Annotated in this window: 16 protein-coding genes and 2 pseudogenes; 9 read left to right on the forward strand and 9 right to left on the reverse strand. The window is 64.0% G+C overall.

What is annotated here, in order from left to right; all coding sequences use genetic code 11:
• Positions 1–50 precede the first annotated feature (50 nt).
• The 4 genes from ACGLHR_RS09700 to ACGLHR_RS09715 all read right to left on the reverse strand — a co-directional run bounded on the left by ACGLHR_RS09700 (position 51) and on the right by ACGLHR_RS09715 (position 3,256).
• Complete coding sequence (locus ACGLHR_RS09700; RefSeq protein ID WP_400093495.1) at positions 51–767, reverse strand: PadR family transcriptional regulator; 717 nt, start codon at positions 765–767, stop codon at positions 51–53.
• 174 nt (positions 768–941) lie between these two features.
• Entirely contained in the window at positions 942–1,568 is a 627-nt protein-coding gene (ycaC, locus tag ACGLHR_RS09705) for an isochorismate family cysteine hydrolase YcaC (RefSeq protein WP_400093496.1), read from the reverse strand.
• A 49-nt stretch (positions 1,569–1,617) separates the two neighbouring features.
• The gene (locus tag ACGLHR_RS09710; protein WP_400093498.1) at positions 1,618–2,307 is read right to left on the reverse strand and encodes an isochorismatase family protein; all 690 of its coding nucleotides are present in this window, start codon (positions 2,305–2,307) and stop codon (positions 1,618–1,620) included.
• A gap of 61 nt (positions 2,308–2,368) precedes the next feature.
• A complete protein-coding gene (locus ACGLHR_RS09715; protein WP_400093499.1) occupies positions 2,369–3,256 on the reverse strand; it encodes a pirin family protein in 888 nt (295 codons plus the stop codon).
• Between the two features lie 121 nt (positions 3,257–3,377).
• Between ACGLHR_RS09715 and ACGLHR_RS09720 the strand changes: the two genes are divergently transcribed.
• From ACGLHR_RS09720 to ACGLHR_RS09730, 3 genes and pseudogenes are all read left to right on the forward strand, one after another.
• Entirely contained in the window at positions 3,378–4,286 is a 909-nt protein-coding gene (locus ACGLHR_RS09720; RefSeq protein ID WP_400093500.1) for a LysR family transcriptional regulator, read from the forward strand.
• Between the two features lie 16 nt (positions 4,287–4,302).
• A pseudogene (locus tag ACGLHR_RS09725) lies at positions 4,303–4,491 on the forward strand (esterase); the annotation flags it as partial.
• 10 nt (positions 4,492–4,501) lie between these two features.
• Positions 4,502–4,744, forward strand: a complete 243-nt coding sequence (locus ACGLHR_RS09730; RefSeq protein WP_400093501.1) for a hypothetical protein — start codon at positions 4,502–4,504, stop codon at positions 4,742–4,744.
• A 97-nt stretch (positions 4,745–4,841) separates the two neighbouring features.
• Here ACGLHR_RS09730 and ACGLHR_RS09735 read toward each other — a convergent pair whose 3' ends face one another.
• Positions 4,842–5,690 (reverse strand): LysR substrate-binding domain-containing protein, encoded by an 849-nt coding sequence (locus tag ACGLHR_RS09735; RefSeq protein ID WP_318232689.1) that lies wholly within the window; start codon positions 5,688–5,690, stop codon positions 4,842–4,844.
• A gap of 100 nt (positions 5,691–5,790) precedes the next feature.
• On the opposite strand from ACGLHR_RS09735, the gene ACGLHR_RS09740 reads away from it, so the two are divergent.
• A complete protein-coding gene (locus ACGLHR_RS09740) occupies positions 5,791–6,438 on the forward strand; it encodes a LysE family translocator (RefSeq protein WP_400093503.1) in 648 nt (215 codons plus the stop codon).
• Positions 6,439–6,602: 164 nt separating this feature from the next.
• The gene (locus ACGLHR_RS09745) at positions 6,603–7,550 is read left to right on the forward strand and encodes a pseudouridine-5'-phosphate glycosidase (RefSeq protein ID WP_400093552.1); all 948 of its coding nucleotides are present in this window, start codon (positions 6,603–6,605) and stop codon (positions 7,548–7,550) included.
• A gap of 126 nt (positions 7,551–7,676) precedes the next feature.
• Here the strand turns inward: ACGLHR_RS09745 and pstS are convergent, their stop codons facing one another.
• Entirely contained in the window at positions 7,677–8,822 is a 1,146-nt protein-coding gene (gene pstS / locus ACGLHR_RS09750) for a phosphate ABC transporter substrate-binding protein PstS (protein WP_400093505.1), read from the reverse strand.
• 647 nt (positions 8,823–9,469) lie between these two features.
• On the opposite strand from pstS, the pseudogene ACGLHR_RS09755 reads away from it, so the two are divergent.
• Positions 9,470–9,646: pseudogene (locus tag ACGLHR_RS09755) on the forward strand (transposase); the annotation flags it as partial.
• Positions 9,647–10,047: 401 nt separating this feature from the next.
• Here the strand turns inward: ACGLHR_RS09755 and ACGLHR_RS09760 are convergent.
• Both ACGLHR_RS09760 and ACGLHR_RS09765 read right to left on the reverse strand, forming a co-directional pair.
• Positions 10,048–10,680 (reverse strand): phospholipid-binding protein MlaC, encoded by a 633-nt coding sequence (locus tag ACGLHR_RS09760; protein ID WP_400093506.1) that lies wholly within the window; start codon positions 10,678–10,680, stop codon positions 10,048–10,050.
• A 115-nt stretch (positions 10,681–10,795) separates the two neighbouring features.
• On the reverse strand, positions 10,796–11,374 hold the full coding sequence (locus ACGLHR_RS09765; RefSeq protein ID WP_400093507.1) for a TetR/AcrR family transcriptional regulator: 579 nt from the start codon (positions 11,372–11,374) through the stop codon (positions 10,796–10,798).
• A 191-nt stretch (positions 11,375–11,565) separates the two neighbouring features.
• Here ACGLHR_RS09765 and ACGLHR_RS09770 point away from each other — a divergent pair, with 191 nt between their 5' ends.
• Together ACGLHR_RS09770 and ACGLHR_RS09775 are read left to right on the forward strand one after the other, a co-directional pair.
• The gene (locus ACGLHR_RS09770) at positions 11,566–12,294 is read left to right on the forward strand and encodes an SDR family oxidoreductase (protein WP_318232695.1); all 729 of its coding nucleotides are present in this window, start codon (positions 11,566–11,568) and stop codon (positions 12,292–12,294) included.
• 65 nt (positions 12,295–12,359) lie between these two features.
• Positions 12,360–12,953 carry a 2-hydroxychromene-2-carboxylate isomerase gene (locus ACGLHR_RS09775; RefSeq protein WP_400093508.1) on the forward strand — a complete coding sequence of 198 codons (594 nt, stop codon included), beginning with the start codon at positions 12,360–12,362 and terminating at the stop codon, positions 12,951–12,953.
• 28 nt (positions 12,954–12,981) lie between these two features.
• Here ACGLHR_RS09775 and ACGLHR_RS09780 read toward each other — a convergent pair whose 3' ends face one another.
• On the reverse strand, positions 12,982–13,785 hold the full coding sequence (locus tag ACGLHR_RS09780) for a MetQ/NlpA family ABC transporter substrate-binding protein (RefSeq protein WP_400093510.1): 804 nt from the start codon (positions 13,783–13,785) through the stop codon (positions 12,982–12,984).
• A gap of 249 nt (positions 13,786–14,034) precedes the next feature.
• On the opposite strand from ACGLHR_RS09780, the gene ACGLHR_RS09785 reads away from it, so the two are divergent.
• A complete protein-coding gene (locus ACGLHR_RS09785; protein ID WP_400093512.1) occupies positions 14,035–14,418 on the forward strand; it encodes a hypothetical protein in 384 nt (127 codons plus the stop codon).
• Positions 14,419–14,420 lie beyond the last annotated feature (2 nt).

The following is a 14,420-nucleotide window of genomic DNA, read 5'->3' on the forward strand; positions in this document are numbered from 1 at the left end:
TGACTGGAATATGGGATACGGGAGATGGAGTGTCGGGATGCGGCTCAGCACTAGGCGCCCTGCCGGTGTGGCCCGGCATTGATCTCGGCGGTGGCTCGCGCAAGGATGGCGGCGATGCGCCGCTGCTCGGCCGGCGTGGCCTCGGTGCGCAGCAGCAGCGCCCGCTTGAGCGCCAGGCGTGCCTCGACGAACTCGGGCAGCCAGCCGCCTTCGGCTTCACCCTCGTTGCCAGCCTCGGCCCCCTCGCCCGATAGCGCGCGCCGCACCCACTCCATCTTGCGCGCCACATGCTTGAGCTTGTTGAGCATCATCGCCAGCCGCTCGCGGTTGGCTTCGAGGTGCGCCAGGCCCGGCCCGGCCAGTTGGTAGCGCTTTTTGTTGCCCTCGGTATCCACGGTGGCGTAGCCGACTTCCTCCAGGAAGGTCAGCGCGGGATAGACCATGCCCGGGCTGGGCTTGTAGAAGCCGTTGGTGCGGGCCTCCAGTGCCTTGATCAGTTCGTAGCCGTGGCTGGGCTTCTCCTCCAGCAGGGACAGCAGCATCAACTGGAGATCGTCCGAGCTGAACTTGCGGCCGCGCCGCCAGCTATCGCCGTCGCCGTCGAAGCCATCCCCGCCACCGCCAAAGAAGCCGCCGGGACCGCCGCCGTGGCGGTGACGGCCAATGGCATGACGCGCCCCGTGGGACGAAGAGGGAAAGGAAAATTGGGAAGACAGGTGGGCAAGCATGTGATGGCTAAGCCTGCCCAGAAGCGGATGGTGACGCATGATCGCGACTCCTACTATCGAAAGACATATCGTAAGATATATATCGTAAGTAAGGATGTCAAGGCGATCTTTGCGGGCACGGCTGGAGAAGCCGGCCCGCCGGGACTGCGCCATGGCAGGCGCAAAGCCCATGAAACATGGATGGCCAGCGCCACATGCGCCGGCCACGCAGGGCTACCTGGCGCCCTTCGCCGTGCTGTAGCTCGCCATCAGGTTGCGATAGTCGGGAATGTGATTGGAGAACAGCGTGCCCAGTCCTTCGATATCGTTGCGCCAGTCGCGATGCAGCTCGCAAGCCACGCCGAACCAGCTCAGCATCTGCGCCCCGGCTTCCGCCATGCGGGTCCACGCGGCATTGCGGGTGATCTCGTTGAAGGTGCCCGAGGCGTCGGTTACCACAAAGACGTCGTAGCCTTCGGCCATCGCGGACAAGGCCGGGAACGCCACGCACACCTCGGTCACCACGCCGGCGATGATCAGTTGCTTGCGGCCGGTGGACTTTACCGCCTTGGTGAAGTCCTCGTTGTCCCAGGCGTTGATCTGGCCCGGCCGCGCAATATAAGGCGCATCGGGGAAGGTCTGCTTCAGTTCCTGCACCAGCGGTCCGTTCGGGCCGTCTTCGAAGCTGGTGGTCAGGATGGTGGGCAGATTGAAATACTTCGCCAGGTCCGCCAGCGCAAGCACGTTGTTCTTGAATTTATCGGGTTCGATATCGCGGACCAGCGATAGCAGGCCAGCCTGGTGATCGACCAGGAGCACGGCGGCCTGGCTCTTGTCCAGGCGCTTGTATGGGGTAGTCATGCGAATCTCCTTCTTGAGGATTTGAGGATCGGTGTTCGACGATTGACGCTCAGCTACGCTGCGAATCCAGCGTCTCGTGTTCGGATGCAACCTGCTGCGCCTTGATGTAGCTTTCGATCAGCAGTTGATAGTGCGGCATGGCCTGTGCGTAGACCTCCGCCCATTCCTGGGCATCCGGCCGGTTCCACGATTTCTGCATTTCCGACAGCGTGCCCATGGTGTCGATGGGCACCACGCCGGCCTGGACCAGCCGCGCGATGGTCAGGTCGGAGGCCATCTTCGACACCGTGCCCGAAGCGTCCACCACGGCGAACACCTTGTAGCCCGCAGCCACCGCGCTCAGGGAGGGGAACGCCAGGCACACGCTGGTGATGGTGCCGGCGATCACCAGGGTCTTCTTGCCGGTGGCCTCGACGGCGGCCGCGAATTCCGGGTTATCGAAGGCATTTATCTCCCCCTTGCGGGCCACATACCTGGCATGCGGCGCGGCCTGGTGGATCTCGGGGATCAGCGGCCCGTTGGGGCCTTGCGGCACCGACGCGGTGGTGATCACCGGCATCTTGAGCAGGCTGGCCGCCTTGGCCAGCGCGGTCACATTGGCGCGCAGTTGCGGCAGGTCGATGTCCTTGACCACCTGGAACAAGCCGCTCTGGTGATCGATCAGCAGCATGGCTGCATCGTCGGGATCGATCACCGGTTTCTGCCCGTTGAAATTGGCGATATTGGCAAAGGCGTTCATGTTGATGGATTCTCCGGTTTGGTTGCGGCGGGCCCACGGCCCGCCCGATCCTCAGGTGCGCTCACTGCAAGCGCCGCTCGTGCGCTGCCTCGATATGCCCGAAGCGGCCGCTGCGAAAATCCTGCAGCGCCTGCGCGATTTCTTCCTCGGTGTTCATCACGAACGGCCCGTAGCTCGCCACCGGTTCGTCGATGGCGTCGCCGTGCAGCACCAGCACCATGGCATCGCTGGTGGCCTCCACCGAAAACGCGGTGCCGGCGCGATCGAGCAAGACCATCTGCCCCGCTTGCGCGGCCTGGCTGCCGTTGACCCGCACATTGCCGCGCAGCACGACCAGCGCCACGATGCGGCCCGCCGGCGCATCCAGGTCGACATCCGCGCCCTTGCGCAGCTGCATGTCCCACACATCCATCGGCGTGAAGGTGTGGGCCGGCCCGCGGGCGCCCCGGAATTCACCGGCGATCACGCGCATCTCGCCTGCGCCGCCCGGCAATGGCAGCGACGGGATATCCGACGACACGATGGTCTGGTAGCCCGGCGCGGCCATCTTGTCGCTGGCGCGCAGGTTCACCCACAGCTGCACCATTTCCAGCGTGCCGCCGGTGCGGGTGAAGGCCTCCGAGTGGAACTCTTCATGCAGGATGCCGGACGCCGCCGTCATCCATTGCACGTCGCCCGGGCCGATGCGCCCACCCTGCCCGGTGGAGTCGCGGTGCTCCAGCTCGCCCTGGTAGACGATGGTCACGGTCTCGAAGCCGCGATGGGGATGCTCGCCGACGCCGCGCCGCCGGGTGGCCGGCGCGAACTCGGCCGGGCCCGCATGGTCGAGCATCAGGAACGGGCTCAGGTGGCTGCCAAGGCTCTGCTGGGAGAACAGCGTGCGTACGGGAAAGCCGTCGCCCACCCAATGGGCATGCGGGCTGCTGTAGGTGCCGATGATCTGCTTCATGGGGATTCCTGAACGATGGCGGGCTGACTTCGCCTGGTGAGGAAGAGATTAGGCCGTGGACAGGCGCGGCGGTAGTCGCTGTGCGCTATCCTCAGTGTCCTATCGATAGGACGATGACCCGATGCACCCCGACCTCAACGACCTCTTTTACTTCGCCCAGGTGGTGGACCATCAAGGCTTCGCGCCGGCAAGCCGCGCCCTCGGCATACCGAAGTCGAAGCTGAGCCGCCGTATCGGCGTGCTGGAAGAGCGCCTGGGCACTCGCCTGATCCAGCGCTCGACGCGGCGCTTGAGCGTCACCGAGATCGGGCAGAGCTACTACGGGCACTGCAAGGCCATGCTGGTCGAGGCCGATGCCGCGCAGCAGGCCATCGACCTGACGCGTTCCGAGCCCCAGGGCATCGTCCGTGTGACTTGCCCGGTGGCCCTGCTGCACGCGCGGATCGGCGCCATGGTGGCGGAGTTCATGGCCGCCTACCCCAAGGTGGTCGTGCATCTCGAGGCCACCAACCGCAGCGTGGACGTGATTGCCGAGCGCATCGACGTGGCGATCCGGGTGCGCGTGCCGCCCTTGAGCGACAGCGACCTGGTGATGCGCACGCTGGCTACCCGTGCGTGGTGCCTGGTCGCGAGTCCCGCGCTGCTCGCCGACCGCGGCCTGCCCGCGGTGCCGGCCGACGTGGCGCAGCTGCCGACGCTGGACTGGGGCCCGCCGCAATCGATGCATGGCTGGCAACTGCAAGGGCCGGAAGGCGCCAGCATGGAAATCCGGCACAACCCGCGGCTGGTTACCGACGACATGCTTTCCCTGCGCCTCGCCGCGCTGGCGGGGGTCGGCGCGGTGGCATTGCCAAGCATGGTGGTGGAGGACGAGTTGAAGCAGGGCCGGCTGGTCATGCTGGTGCCGCAATGGCGGCCCAAGGGCGGCGTCATCCATGCCGTCTATCCCTCGCGGCGGGGCCTGCTGCCCGCGGTACGTGCCTTGATCGACTTTCTCGCCCTGCGTTTCGAGCAGCTCGTGGAGGAATAGGCCTCGCAAGCCGGCGCCCGGAGAGCCAATCCACCAGGAGGAGCTCGACCAGGATATGCGCCGGCTGTTCGGCACCGGCGACTTCGAGCACGTCAACTATCGTTTCCTCGAGGAACCTGGCAAGCGCATCCTCTCGGTTGATCAAGTCATCGAGAAATCCTACGGCCCGAATGACCTGCGTTTCGGGCTGGGCCTGAGTTCGGATTTAACGCCTTGTGGGCAAGGTGCTGAATGACGGCACCGACGGCACCATGGCGTCCTGGACCTCTCCGGCGCAAGGCAAGCGCAAGCCGATCGAAGGCCAGTTGACGCCACTGCGCAGCAAGACCGACAAGGGCCAGTCCTGCCGGCAACTGAAGTTACAGCTCACGCGGGCGGACCAGGAAGACAACTGGACCGGCTGGTTCTGCAAGCAAAGCGACGGCCGCTGGCGCTCGCGCAAGGTAGCGGACGATTGAGCCATCACCCACAAGCTGCCGCCGCTGACGCCAGCCACGGACTGACCTTCCTCACACCCTCGCCATTCGTCGATGGACGCCTCGCCATGCGGCTCGTTCAGGTTCTCAACTCAACCAGAATCCGTTCAGCGAGATAGTCACAGGGCGGCCGCGCGGACCGGGAACTGCGGGCGAGGACAATTTCGAGATCAGCCAGCGGTGGCAAGCCGTCATTCTGGGATAACTGCACAAGATGCCCCGGTACGCTGCATCTTGCGAGCGGAGCTACCGCAAGCCCCGCTTCGACCATGCTGACAAGACCCAATAAACTCGGGCTTTCATAGGACATGCGGTATTTGATGTTCTCGCGCGCAAGCGCGCTGATGGCATTGGCTCGCGCCGTACTGCCGTGGGCGAAAACGGCGATGGGCAGCGGGCGCTCATTCCAAACCTTTCTCACGGCCGCCCCCACCCAGACCATCGGCTCGAACCGGATGAATTCCCCGGGAATGCCCTTGGCTTTGGTGAGGCAGGCCAGGTCAAGCGTATTGTCCTTGAGCAATGGCACGAGCGCGCTGCTGGGCATGCCGATCACCCGAATCTCTACGCGCGGGTGAGCCATGGCGAACTGCCTGAGCACGGACGGCAGCAATGAAGAGGCGTAGTCGTCAGGCACGCCAATGGTGACGCGGCCCTTCATCTCCGGGCGAACTACCGATGCCCATGCTTCTTCCCGCATCGCAAGCATGCGGCGGGCATAGTCCAGCAGCGTCTTTCCCTCGGCGGTAATCGTCACGTTTCGGGTGGTTCGCACGAACAGCGGCTTCCCAAGCGCCTCCTCAAGCGCCTTGATCTGCATGCTCACCGCCGATGCAGACCGGTGCACGGTCTGCGCCCCCCGAGCAAACGAGGCGGTGTCGGCGACCGCGACCACCATCTCCAGCACGTCCAGATCGAGCTTCTTCATATTAATCAGAAAAGCTGAACAAAAGCTTCAGTTTAACGCGTTTTACTCGGGCATTCATCACGTGGATACTACAGCCAATGTCCACTGGGGAACACGGAGCATGCAAGGTACGGAATCGATTTACGGATTTCTGGCGATCGGAGGAATGCTAGCCGTCACGCCGGGCCCGAACATGGTCTACGTGATGTCGCGTTCCATCGCACAAGGACGCAAGGCCGGGCTGGTATCCCTCGCTGGCGTCATGCTCGGATACCTCTTCTACATGTTTGGCGCGGCGTTTGGCATCACGGCGTTCTTCCTGAGCGTGCCCTATGCCAGCTGCATCCTGGGCGCCGTTGGCGCGCTCTATCTGTTCTACCTGGCGTGGCAGGCAGTCAAGCCTGGTGGCCGCTCCCCGCTGGAAGTCCGCGACCTGCCCCACGAGCGGCCGCGCCGGCTGTTTGCGATGGGCGCAACCACCAGCCTGTTGAATCCCAAGCTGGCGATGACCTTTCTGTCGGTCTTGCCCCAGTTCATCAACTATCGGAACGGCAGCGTTCTCCAGCAATCGCTCGTGCTCGGGTCGTCGTTGATTGTCGCATTCGCGTGCGTCAATGGCGCCGTGGCAATCTGCTCCGGCGGCATGGCAACGCTCCTGTCCCGCCGGCCGGGACTCCTGCTGGCCCAACGCTGGGCCATGGGCGCTGTTCTGCTGGTGCTGGGCGCGAACATGATTGTCGACGCCTGGAGGCTGGCGGGTATTGGCTGACTGAAGTCAAGCGCGCTTGCTGCGGCGATTCAGTGGGTGCTTGAGTCAGCCGTGCGATTCGTGCACCATTGGCGCTTTAAACGGCGCCCCGCGCTTGCACAGCAGCGCCGTGGACCAGCCTTGTGCTGCACACTCAAGTGAATCACACCGCCGAGAGCATCGACATGGTTGCCGACCTTGCCCACTCCTGGTTGACCTGCAGCGCGCCTGTGGCCGCTGCACAGGCCGCTGGCCGCCCGCTCGTGGCGCTGGAATCGACCATCATCGCTCACGGCATGCCCTACCCGGAGAATGTTCGCACTGCGCGCGAAGTGGAGGCCTTGATCCGCGACTTGGGAGCCGAGCCCGCAACGATCGCGCTGATCGGTGGGCGAATCCGCATCGGCCTTTCGGACGACGAACTGGAACTGCTCGGCCGCTCGGACCAGGTACACAAGGTTAGCCGCCGCGACCTGCCGGCCGTGCTGGCCGCCGGCGGGCTCGGCGCCACGACAGTGGCTGGCACGATGATATGTGCCGCGCTGGCCGGCATTGAGGTCTTCGTCACCGGCGGCATTGGCGGCGTGCACCGCGGCGCGCAGGAGACCTTTGACATCTCGGCCGACCTGCAGGAACTGGCGAAGACCTCAGTGGCGGTGGTCTGTGCCGGTGCGAAGTCCATCCTGGACATCGGGCTCACACTGGAATACCTGGAAACGCACGGCGTGCCGGTGCTCAGTTGCGGGCAAGACAATTTCGCGGCGTTCTACACGCGCGACAGCGGCTTTCGCGCGGACTTCAGGCTGGACGATGCGGCGGAGCAGGCACGCTTCATCCGTACCAAGTGGGACTTGGGCCTCGCGGGCGGCGTGGTATTGAGCACTCCGGTGCCGGATGCGGCAGCGATGACGTTCGAGGAGATCGACGCGCTGACCCAGCAGGCGCTCGCCGAGGCCAAAGCGCAAGGAATCAACGGCAAGGCCGTGACCCCCTTCCTGCTGGCTTGCATCAAGGCGCTGACGAGTGGACGCAGCTTGGCGACAAACATCGCGCTCGTGAAACACAACGCCGAAGTAGGGGCAAGGCTGGCGCTGGCGCTGGCCCACGCGGGGCGCGGGGCAGGCGCGGCGTAGCCGCCGGAACGTCCGCTCCCTACCAAATTTCGCGCCAGCTTCCAACGACCGCTCCTGGCCACCGGCAGTCTGATCGAGCTGCGATTTGACCATCGCCAGCAGGCAATGCGTGCCGCTGCCGCTGAATCAATATCCTCGCTGCTCCAGTCTGGGTCTGTTCACGCGAACCACGCTTTCACGGCTCTCGGGCAAGGCGAGGTTGGCGACTCCGTTCACTTGCCCATTAGACAGGTTCTCGGCCAGATACGTCTCTATTGTTCCTATCAAGTCTGTCGGCAGTGTGCCGTAGTTCTCAGCGGCGGCCTCTTTCTGGCCCTCATTGAGGGCCCAGCGGAAAAGCGCCAGCGCGGCAGCCGCGCCAGCCTTGTCCTTGGAGCTGGCTTCCATCAAGATGAATACGACGCCGGGAATCGGCCAGGATTGGTAGCCCGGCGGATCGGACTCGATTCGATAGAAATCGTTCTCACGGCCCCAGTTCATGGATTCCACCGCAGCCTTGAAACTCACGGCCGAGGGTGCTACAAACGCGCCACTTCTATTCTGGACGATGACATACGGCAGGTGCGCCGGCGCGGCGTAAGACAGTTCTACGTAGCCGACTGCGCCCTTGATCCGCTTGACGTAAGCGGCGACAAGTTGGCTGCTCGTGACGCTCACCCCGACGGGCCAATTGACCCTTATGCCGCTCCCCACCTGTGCCCGCCATTGCGCACTCACCGTGGACAGGTAGTTCGTCCATGTGAAGGTCGACCCGGACCGATCACCGCGATGTATCACAACAATATTCAGGGGAGGGAGCAGGAGGCCGGGATTGACGGCCTTGACCGCCGGATCGTCCCATTTGGTGACTTTGCCCAGGTAGATGTCGGCCAGCAGCGAACCCGTCAAGTGAAGCTGCCCCGGGGCAATGCCATCCAGGTTGACCACCGGTACGAGGCCGCCCGCCGCCACCGGAAACTGTATGAGTCCGGATGCGCGCAATTCGTCTGGTCTGAGCGGCATGTCGGAGGCGCCAAAATTCACTGTGGCCGCTTTCAGCCGATCGATGCCAGCCCCTGAGCCAGTAGATTGGTACATGACCTGTTGGCCGGTTCTATCGTGATAGGAGACAGCCCATTTCTGCATCAGGGGATCGAAGAAGCTCGAGCCCGCGCCCGTGATCCCTCCATCTGCGTGGGCAGCCAGCGCATGACTCGCGAAGATACACGCAGTCGTGATCCATCTACACAGCCGCCACAGGCCGCGGGCGCAATGCCAATCTGAGGTTCTCATGACATCCCCGACATTCCTTTTCTTGCAGGAGACACTTGCCATCCTTCGACGGCGCGATTCGATGATCGAGTACCGCGCCCGCTAATGCGCTGCCGGTGAAGCGGGGGTTCTCTTCACTGGGCTGCAGCAATGGCTTAGCGCGTGCTCTGCCCCTGTCCAAGGGGCGCGGCATCCAACAGTACAAGAGCACTGTATGTCCTGCGGATGGTCGTATAAATCAGGAATCTTTCCGAAAAGAGGCTAGGGGATTGCCCTATTCGGTGAGAGGGCTCCGCCCTATTGGCTCTCGATCCACGCAGCAGCGATACCGAACGACGCCTCATGGCCGAACTCTGACATCGGCTCACCATTCGAGGGCCGACGGCGGTCATCGACGGCTTCCGACCCCGCTCCGACATTCGCACTCTGCTCTGCAACCGACTGGCGTAGAGTGTATTAATTCTGTCGCCACCCTTGCCGTGGTCTGATGCGCCTTAGTGCCGCTGTTTTGACACATTTCCTTCTACTCGAAGCGCAATAAAAGTGTCAATTCGCGTGGGTCCGAAAGAAATCTGTCAACTCACGTTTGCACTTCCTCGCTCCAGCCGTCAGGAGTCTGGGGCGTCGTATGACGAGGCCCGCCAAGCACTGTTCACGTTCCTTGAAGGCTGAACAGCCTGAAGGGCGTTTCGAGCCGGATGATCCGCAAAAAGAACTATCCGAGCATCCGGCGTAAGCTGTGGGGCGGTGCGCTTTGGTCGCCGATCTACTTCGCCGGAAGCTGCGGCGGCGCACCGATCAACGTGATCCGCCAGTACATCGAGCAGCAGCGAACGCCACACTAAGGGCCCAAAGGACGGCTACGCCGTCCGCGCTATCCTTCCCCGCCCTGAAAAGGGCGAGGTTTGCCGCGCAAGCCGATCAATCCAGGCCTCAACCCTGAAAGCACCGCCAATGCCCTCTAGGCCATGATGGATGGGGTTCTTTGCCTGGCATTGCGGAAAGATGCGATGCGGCCGGAATCCGTGAGTCCAGAGGCATTGATCGGCGCGGCCTGGAGCCTGCTCGAACTCGGCATGAGAACGCGCTGAGATGATTGCAGGTGGGAATTTCACGCAGTCCCGCATTGTGCCGCCCCACTTGGCCCTGTCCGGGGAGCCAGCGGGCGGAAAATGCGCGCGTACTTGTTAGCCAATGCGAGTGCCGTGCGGTGTGCCCGCGTCGCGCAATGCGCGGTTGTAGCCTTCTACTGCTTGCCAGACACAAGCCGCTCATTACGCTCAGTCAGCGACTGGATCAGCCCCTCCACTCCGCCTTGCTGAATGCGCTCGTTGAACTGCTGCCGGTAGGTCTGCACCAGCCAGGCGCCCAGCACGTTCAGGTCATACACACGCCAGCCTTCCGGCGTTTTGTGCAGCCGGTAGTCGATCTGCACTGGCTGGCCGCTTTTCATATTGGTGGCGACGGTGCGCACTACCACGTCCGTGTCGGACGGCTCGATGCGAGACGGCGGATACTCGATCTGCTGGTCCGGGCGGAGCTGCGCGATAGCGCCGGCATAGGTGTGGATCAGCAGCAGCTTGAACTGCTCCACCACTTGCTGCTGCTGTGCCGGCGTTGCGGTGCGCCAGTAGCGGCCCATGGCGAGTTGCGCGGTGCGGTTCAGATCGGTGTACGGGAGGATGTCCTTGTTCACGATCGTGGTAATGCGCGGGATATCGCCTGGCGCGACCGCGCGGGTGCGCACTTCGCGCAGCAACTGCTGCGTCACGGTCTGGATCAGCGCCTGCGGCTTCGACTGGTCATCGACCTGGGCACGGGCTGCGCTGCCAAAGGCAAGCAATGCCGAAACAAGGGGAATCAGGAATACGTTCCTCATCGGTGGGGGTCCTGTCTGAATGTGCCTGAATGTGCCTGAATGTGCCCGAATGTGCCCGAATGTGCCCGAATGTCCCGTCGCATGCAGATGGCATGTTAAAGCAAACGCCATTGCGCTACATCCCCAAGTCACCCGCAAGACCGCCAGCCTGCTCCAGCATCGCCCGTGCCCCCGCCAGTATCTCCCTGGCCACATCCTGGTTGGCCACCGTGCGCGCCAGCATCAACGCCCCAACGCACTGGGAGATGACGCCCCAGGCCGCTTCACCGCTCCCCAGCCGTACCGCCAGCTCCCGCTGCATGGCCACCATGCCGTCCTCGCAGGCCTGGCGCGTGTGGGCATCGGCCCGGGCGATCTCCGCGCCCAGGCTGGGCAACGGGCAGCCTGTTTCCGGATGCCGCACATGCCCCATGGTGAGGTAGCAATCCAGCATCCTTGCCAGCCAGGCGCCGTCGTCTCCCTGCCCGTCGGGCAGCAATAGCTCCCGGCTGCGCTGTAGCTCGCGCTCGATCACCTCGCGCAGCAATGCCTGCTTGGAATCGAAATGGCTGTAGAACGCCCCGCCGGTCAGGCCGGCGGCGCCCATCAGCTGGTCAACGCCCGTCGACGCAAAGCCCTCGCGCTTGACCAGCGCGCCGCTGGCCTCCAGCACCCGCTCGCGGGTGGCAGCTTTGTGAGTGGCGGAATAACGCATTGCAGTTCCTGAGATTGTCCTGGGGCAGATGCCGCTTGACGCGACCTGCATACATACCATAACGTTCGTTTGCTAAACGATCGTTCAGCTTACGCCGGATCGGCTCCGGAGGAAAGCGGCCAGCGTGGGCAAGAGCGCAGAAAGCCCGTCCGGCCACGCCGGGCGGATCATTCCAAGACTGGAGACAAGCCATGTCCAACAAGAAAGCCATCCTTGTGGTGGGTGCCGGCGACGCCACGGGCGGCGCCATTGCGCGCCGTTTTGCTCGCGAGGGCTATATCGCCTGCGTGACGCGCCGCAGTGCCGACAAGCTCGCGCCGCTGGTCGAGCAGATCCGGGCCGAGGGTGGCGAGGCCTACGGCTTTGCCTGCGATGCCCGCAAGGAGGACGAGACAGTGGCGCTGATCGAGCGCATCGAGCGCGAGATCGCGCCGCTGGAGGTAGCGATCTTCAATATCGGCGCCAATGTGCGGTTCTCGGTGCTGGAAACCACATCCCGCGTGTACTTCAAGGTCTGGGAGATGGCCTGCTTCGGCGGCTTCCTGATGGGGCGCGAGGCCGCCCGCGTGATGCTGCCGCGCGGCCACGGCTCGATCTTCTTCACCGGCGCTACCGCCAGCCTGCGCGGGCGCGATGGCATGAGCGCCTTCGCGGGGGCCAAGCATGCCCTGCGCGCGCTGGCCCAGAGCATGGCGCGGGAGCTGGGGCCGAAGAATATCCACGTGGCGCACCTGGTGGTGGACGCTGCCATCGACACCGACTTTATCCGCTCGAACTTCCCCGACCGCTACGCCACCAAGCAGGACGACGGCATCGTCAATCCGGAGCACATCGCCGATACCTACTGGATGCTGCACCAGCAGCCGCGCGACGCATGGACGCACGAGCTGGACATCCGTCCGTGGATCGAGCCTTGGTAAGCGCGCAGGGCATGAACGAAAAGCAGCATCGAGAACGCGTCACGATACCAAGCGGAGACAACGACATGAGCAGGCAAGTGGAGTTTTATTTCGACTTCGGCAGCCCCTATTCCTACCTGGCCTACAAGGAATTGCCGCGCGTGGCGCAGCGCACCGGCGCGCAGATCGTATGGCGGCCCATCCTGTTAGGCGGCGTGTTCAAGGCCACCGGCAACCACAGCCCCGCGGAGATCCCCGCCAAGGGCCGCTGGTCGAAGACCGACTCCGCGCGCTGGTCGCGCCGGTACGGTGCAAACCTGCAGCAGAATCCGCATTTCCCGGTCAACACGCTGGCGCTGATGCGCGCCGCCGTCGGCTTCCAGTTGCAGGACGAGGCCGCGTTCCACCGCTATGTGGAAGCGATATTCGCCGCCATGTGGGAACAGCAGCGCAACCTGAACGACCCCGCCGAGATTGGCGCCGTGCTGACGGCCGCCGGGTTCGACGCGCGCCAGGTGCTGGGGATGATCGATGACCCAGCGGTGAAAGATGCCCTGAAGCGGGCCACCGAGGCCGCGGTAGCACGCGGCGTGTTCGGTGCCCCAAGCTTCTTCGTCGGTGACGAACTGTTCTGGGGCAATGACCGGTTGCTGTTTGTCGAGGAAGCGCTGGCCGCATAGCCAGCGCTATCCTCCAAAGCGCGGTCGGTCAGAACGCCGGCAGGATCGCGCCCTTGAACTGCGTGGCCAGGAAGTCGCGCACTTCCTGCGACTGGTAGGCCGCCACCAGCGGCTTGACCCACGGCCTGTCCTTGTCCTGCGTGCGCACCGCGATCAGGTTGGCATAGGGGCCGCGCAGGTCTTCGGTGGCAATCGCATCCTTGGTCGGGCTGAGGCCCGCCTTGACCGCGTAGTCGGTATTGATGGAAGCCACGGCCAGGTCATCGAGCGAGCGCGGCAGGATGGCCGAGTCCAGTTCCACGATCTTCAGCTTGCGGGGATTGGCCTTGATATCGAGCGGCGTGGCGTTCTTGCCGTTCTTGCCGGCGCCATCGCGCAACGTGATCAGGCCCTCTTTCTGCAACAACAGCAGCGCGCGGTTGCCATTGGACGGATCGTTCTGGATGCCCACCCTGGCGCCGTCCGGCAGGTCTTTCAGCGACTTGAGCTTCTTCGCGTAAAAGCCCATCGGCGCCACGTACGTCAAGCCAACATTGGCGATCTTGTAGCGCCGCGCCTCGATCTGGCTGTCAAGGAAAGGTTGGTGCTGGAAGCCGTTGGCGTCCAGGTCCCCGGCATCCAGCGCGGCATTCGGCTGGGCATAGTCGTTGAATTCGATGATCTTCACGTCCAGGCCACTGCGCTTGGCCACGGTCCGCACAACCTCCCAGATCTGCGCGTCGGGGCCGCTCATGGTGCCAAGGCGCACCACCTGGTCAGCGGCGTGCGCGGCCGGCAGCACGATCATGGCGGCGGCCAGGGTGATGGATTTGAATAGACTACGGCGTTGCATGCAGGCTCCACACTCATGGTTGCGGCGCTTCGCGCGCCACGCCGATGCGCGGCGGCGCGCAAGCTGGCCGCTGTTATCAAGGCGCGACCGGCACTTGTGATGCCGGCTCGCTTGCCAGCGATGTTAGCGCCGCGGCTTTGGGCATGGAATGAAGGTGTTCGCCTATCGATATGCATGGCGTGCGCGACGCGGGCGTTCTCGGCTGCGGGTAGAATCGCGCTCCTGTTTCCTGCGGATATTCAGCAAGCCATGACGCAAACCCAGCCAGCATCGCCTGCCTACGAGGTTCTCTTCGCTTTCACCGCAGCCGCAGGCACGGTGCTGGAAATCAAGCGCCTCGGCCTGCCCGCCGACGCGCCGCGCTCGCGTAAATACCAGTGGCTGTGGGTAGCCGCGGACAATACGGGTAACACGGGCAATAGCCCGCGGCAAGCGCTGCCGTTGCAGTTTGTGTCAATGAGCCAGGGCGACTGCCAGGAGCGCGTGTTTGCCGAAGGCAAGCTGCGCTTCGGCGAGCGAGATGCGACATTGACGCTGCGCACGGGACAGACGCTGCATCTGCTGGCTTGCGCGGCGGACACGGTTCCGCCCGAGGTGGCGGCGGTGGTGACGCGTTTTGCGGCTGCGGATTGAGC

Origin of the sequence: Cupriavidus sp. CuC1 (assembly GCF_044627735.1) — a bacterium.
In the GTDB taxonomy this organism is placed as follows: domain Bacteria; phylum Pseudomonadota; class Gammaproteobacteria; order Burkholderiales; family Burkholderiaceae; genus Cupriavidus; species Cupriavidus ulmosensis.

What these genes read in the sequence shown, in the direction of transcription:
- ACGLHR_RS09710 (WP_400093498.1), bottom strand. Translation starts at nt 2,307, where the DNA reads ATGAACGCCTTTGCCAATATCGCCAATTTCAACGGGCAGAAACCGGTG.
- ACGLHR_RS09760 (WP_400093506.1), bottom strand. Translation starts at nt 10,680, where the DNA reads ATGAGGAACGTATTCCTGATTCCCCTTGTTTCGGCATTGCTTGCCTTT.
- ACGLHR_RS09785 (WP_400093512.1), top strand. Translation starts at nt 14,035, where the DNA reads ATGACGCAAACCCAGCCAGCATCGCCTGCCTACGAGGTTCTCTTCGCT.
- ACGLHR_RS09745 (WP_400093552.1), top strand. Translation starts at nt 6,603, where the DNA reads ATGGTTGCCGACCTTGCCCACTCCTGGTTGACCTGCAGCGCGCCTGTG.
- ACGLHR_RS09715 (WP_400093499.1), bottom strand. Translation starts at nt 3,256, where the DNA reads ATGAAGCAGATCATCGGCACCTACAGCAGCCCGCATGCCCATTGGGTG.
- ACGLHR_RS09720 (WP_400093500.1), top strand. Translation starts at nt 3,378, where the DNA reads ATGCACCCCGACCTCAACGACCTCTTTTACTTCGCCCAGGTGGTGGAC.
- ACGLHR_RS09780 (WP_400093510.1), bottom strand. Translation starts at nt 13,785, where the DNA reads ATGCAACGCCGTAGTCTATTCAAATCCATCACCCTGGCCGCCGCCATG.
- ACGLHR_RS09775 (WP_400093508.1), top strand. Translation starts at nt 12,360, where the DNA reads ATGAGCAGGCAAGTGGAGTTTTATTTCGACTTCGGCAGCCCCTATTCC.
- ACGLHR_RS09700 (WP_400093495.1), bottom strand. Translation starts at nt 767, where the DNA reads ATGCGTCACCATCCGCTTCTGGGCAGGCTTAGCCATCACATGCTTGCC.
- ycaC (WP_400093496.1), bottom strand. Translation starts at nt 1,568, where the DNA reads ATGACTACCCCATACAAGCGCCTGGACAAGAGCCAGGCCGCCGTGCTC.
- ACGLHR_RS09765 (WP_400093507.1), bottom strand. Translation starts at nt 11,374, where the DNA reads ATGCGTTATTCCGCCACTCACAAAGCTGCCACCCGCGAGCGGGTGCTG.
- ACGLHR_RS09770 (WP_318232695.1), top strand. Translation starts at nt 11,566, where the DNA reads ATGTCCAACAAGAAAGCCATCCTTGTGGTGGGTGCCGGCGACGCCACG.
- ACGLHR_RS09740 (WP_400093503.1), top strand. Translation starts at nt 5,791, where the DNA reads ATGCAAGGTACGGAATCGATTTACGGATTTCTGGCGATCGGAGGAATG.
- ACGLHR_RS09735 (WP_318232689.1), bottom strand. Translation starts at nt 5,690, where the DNA reads ATGAAGAAGCTCGATCTGGACGTGCTGGAGATGGTGGTCGCGGTCGCC.
- pstS (WP_400093505.1), bottom strand. Translation starts at nt 8,822, where the DNA reads ATGAGAACCTCAGATTGGCATTGCGCCCGCGGCCTGTGGCGGCTGTGT.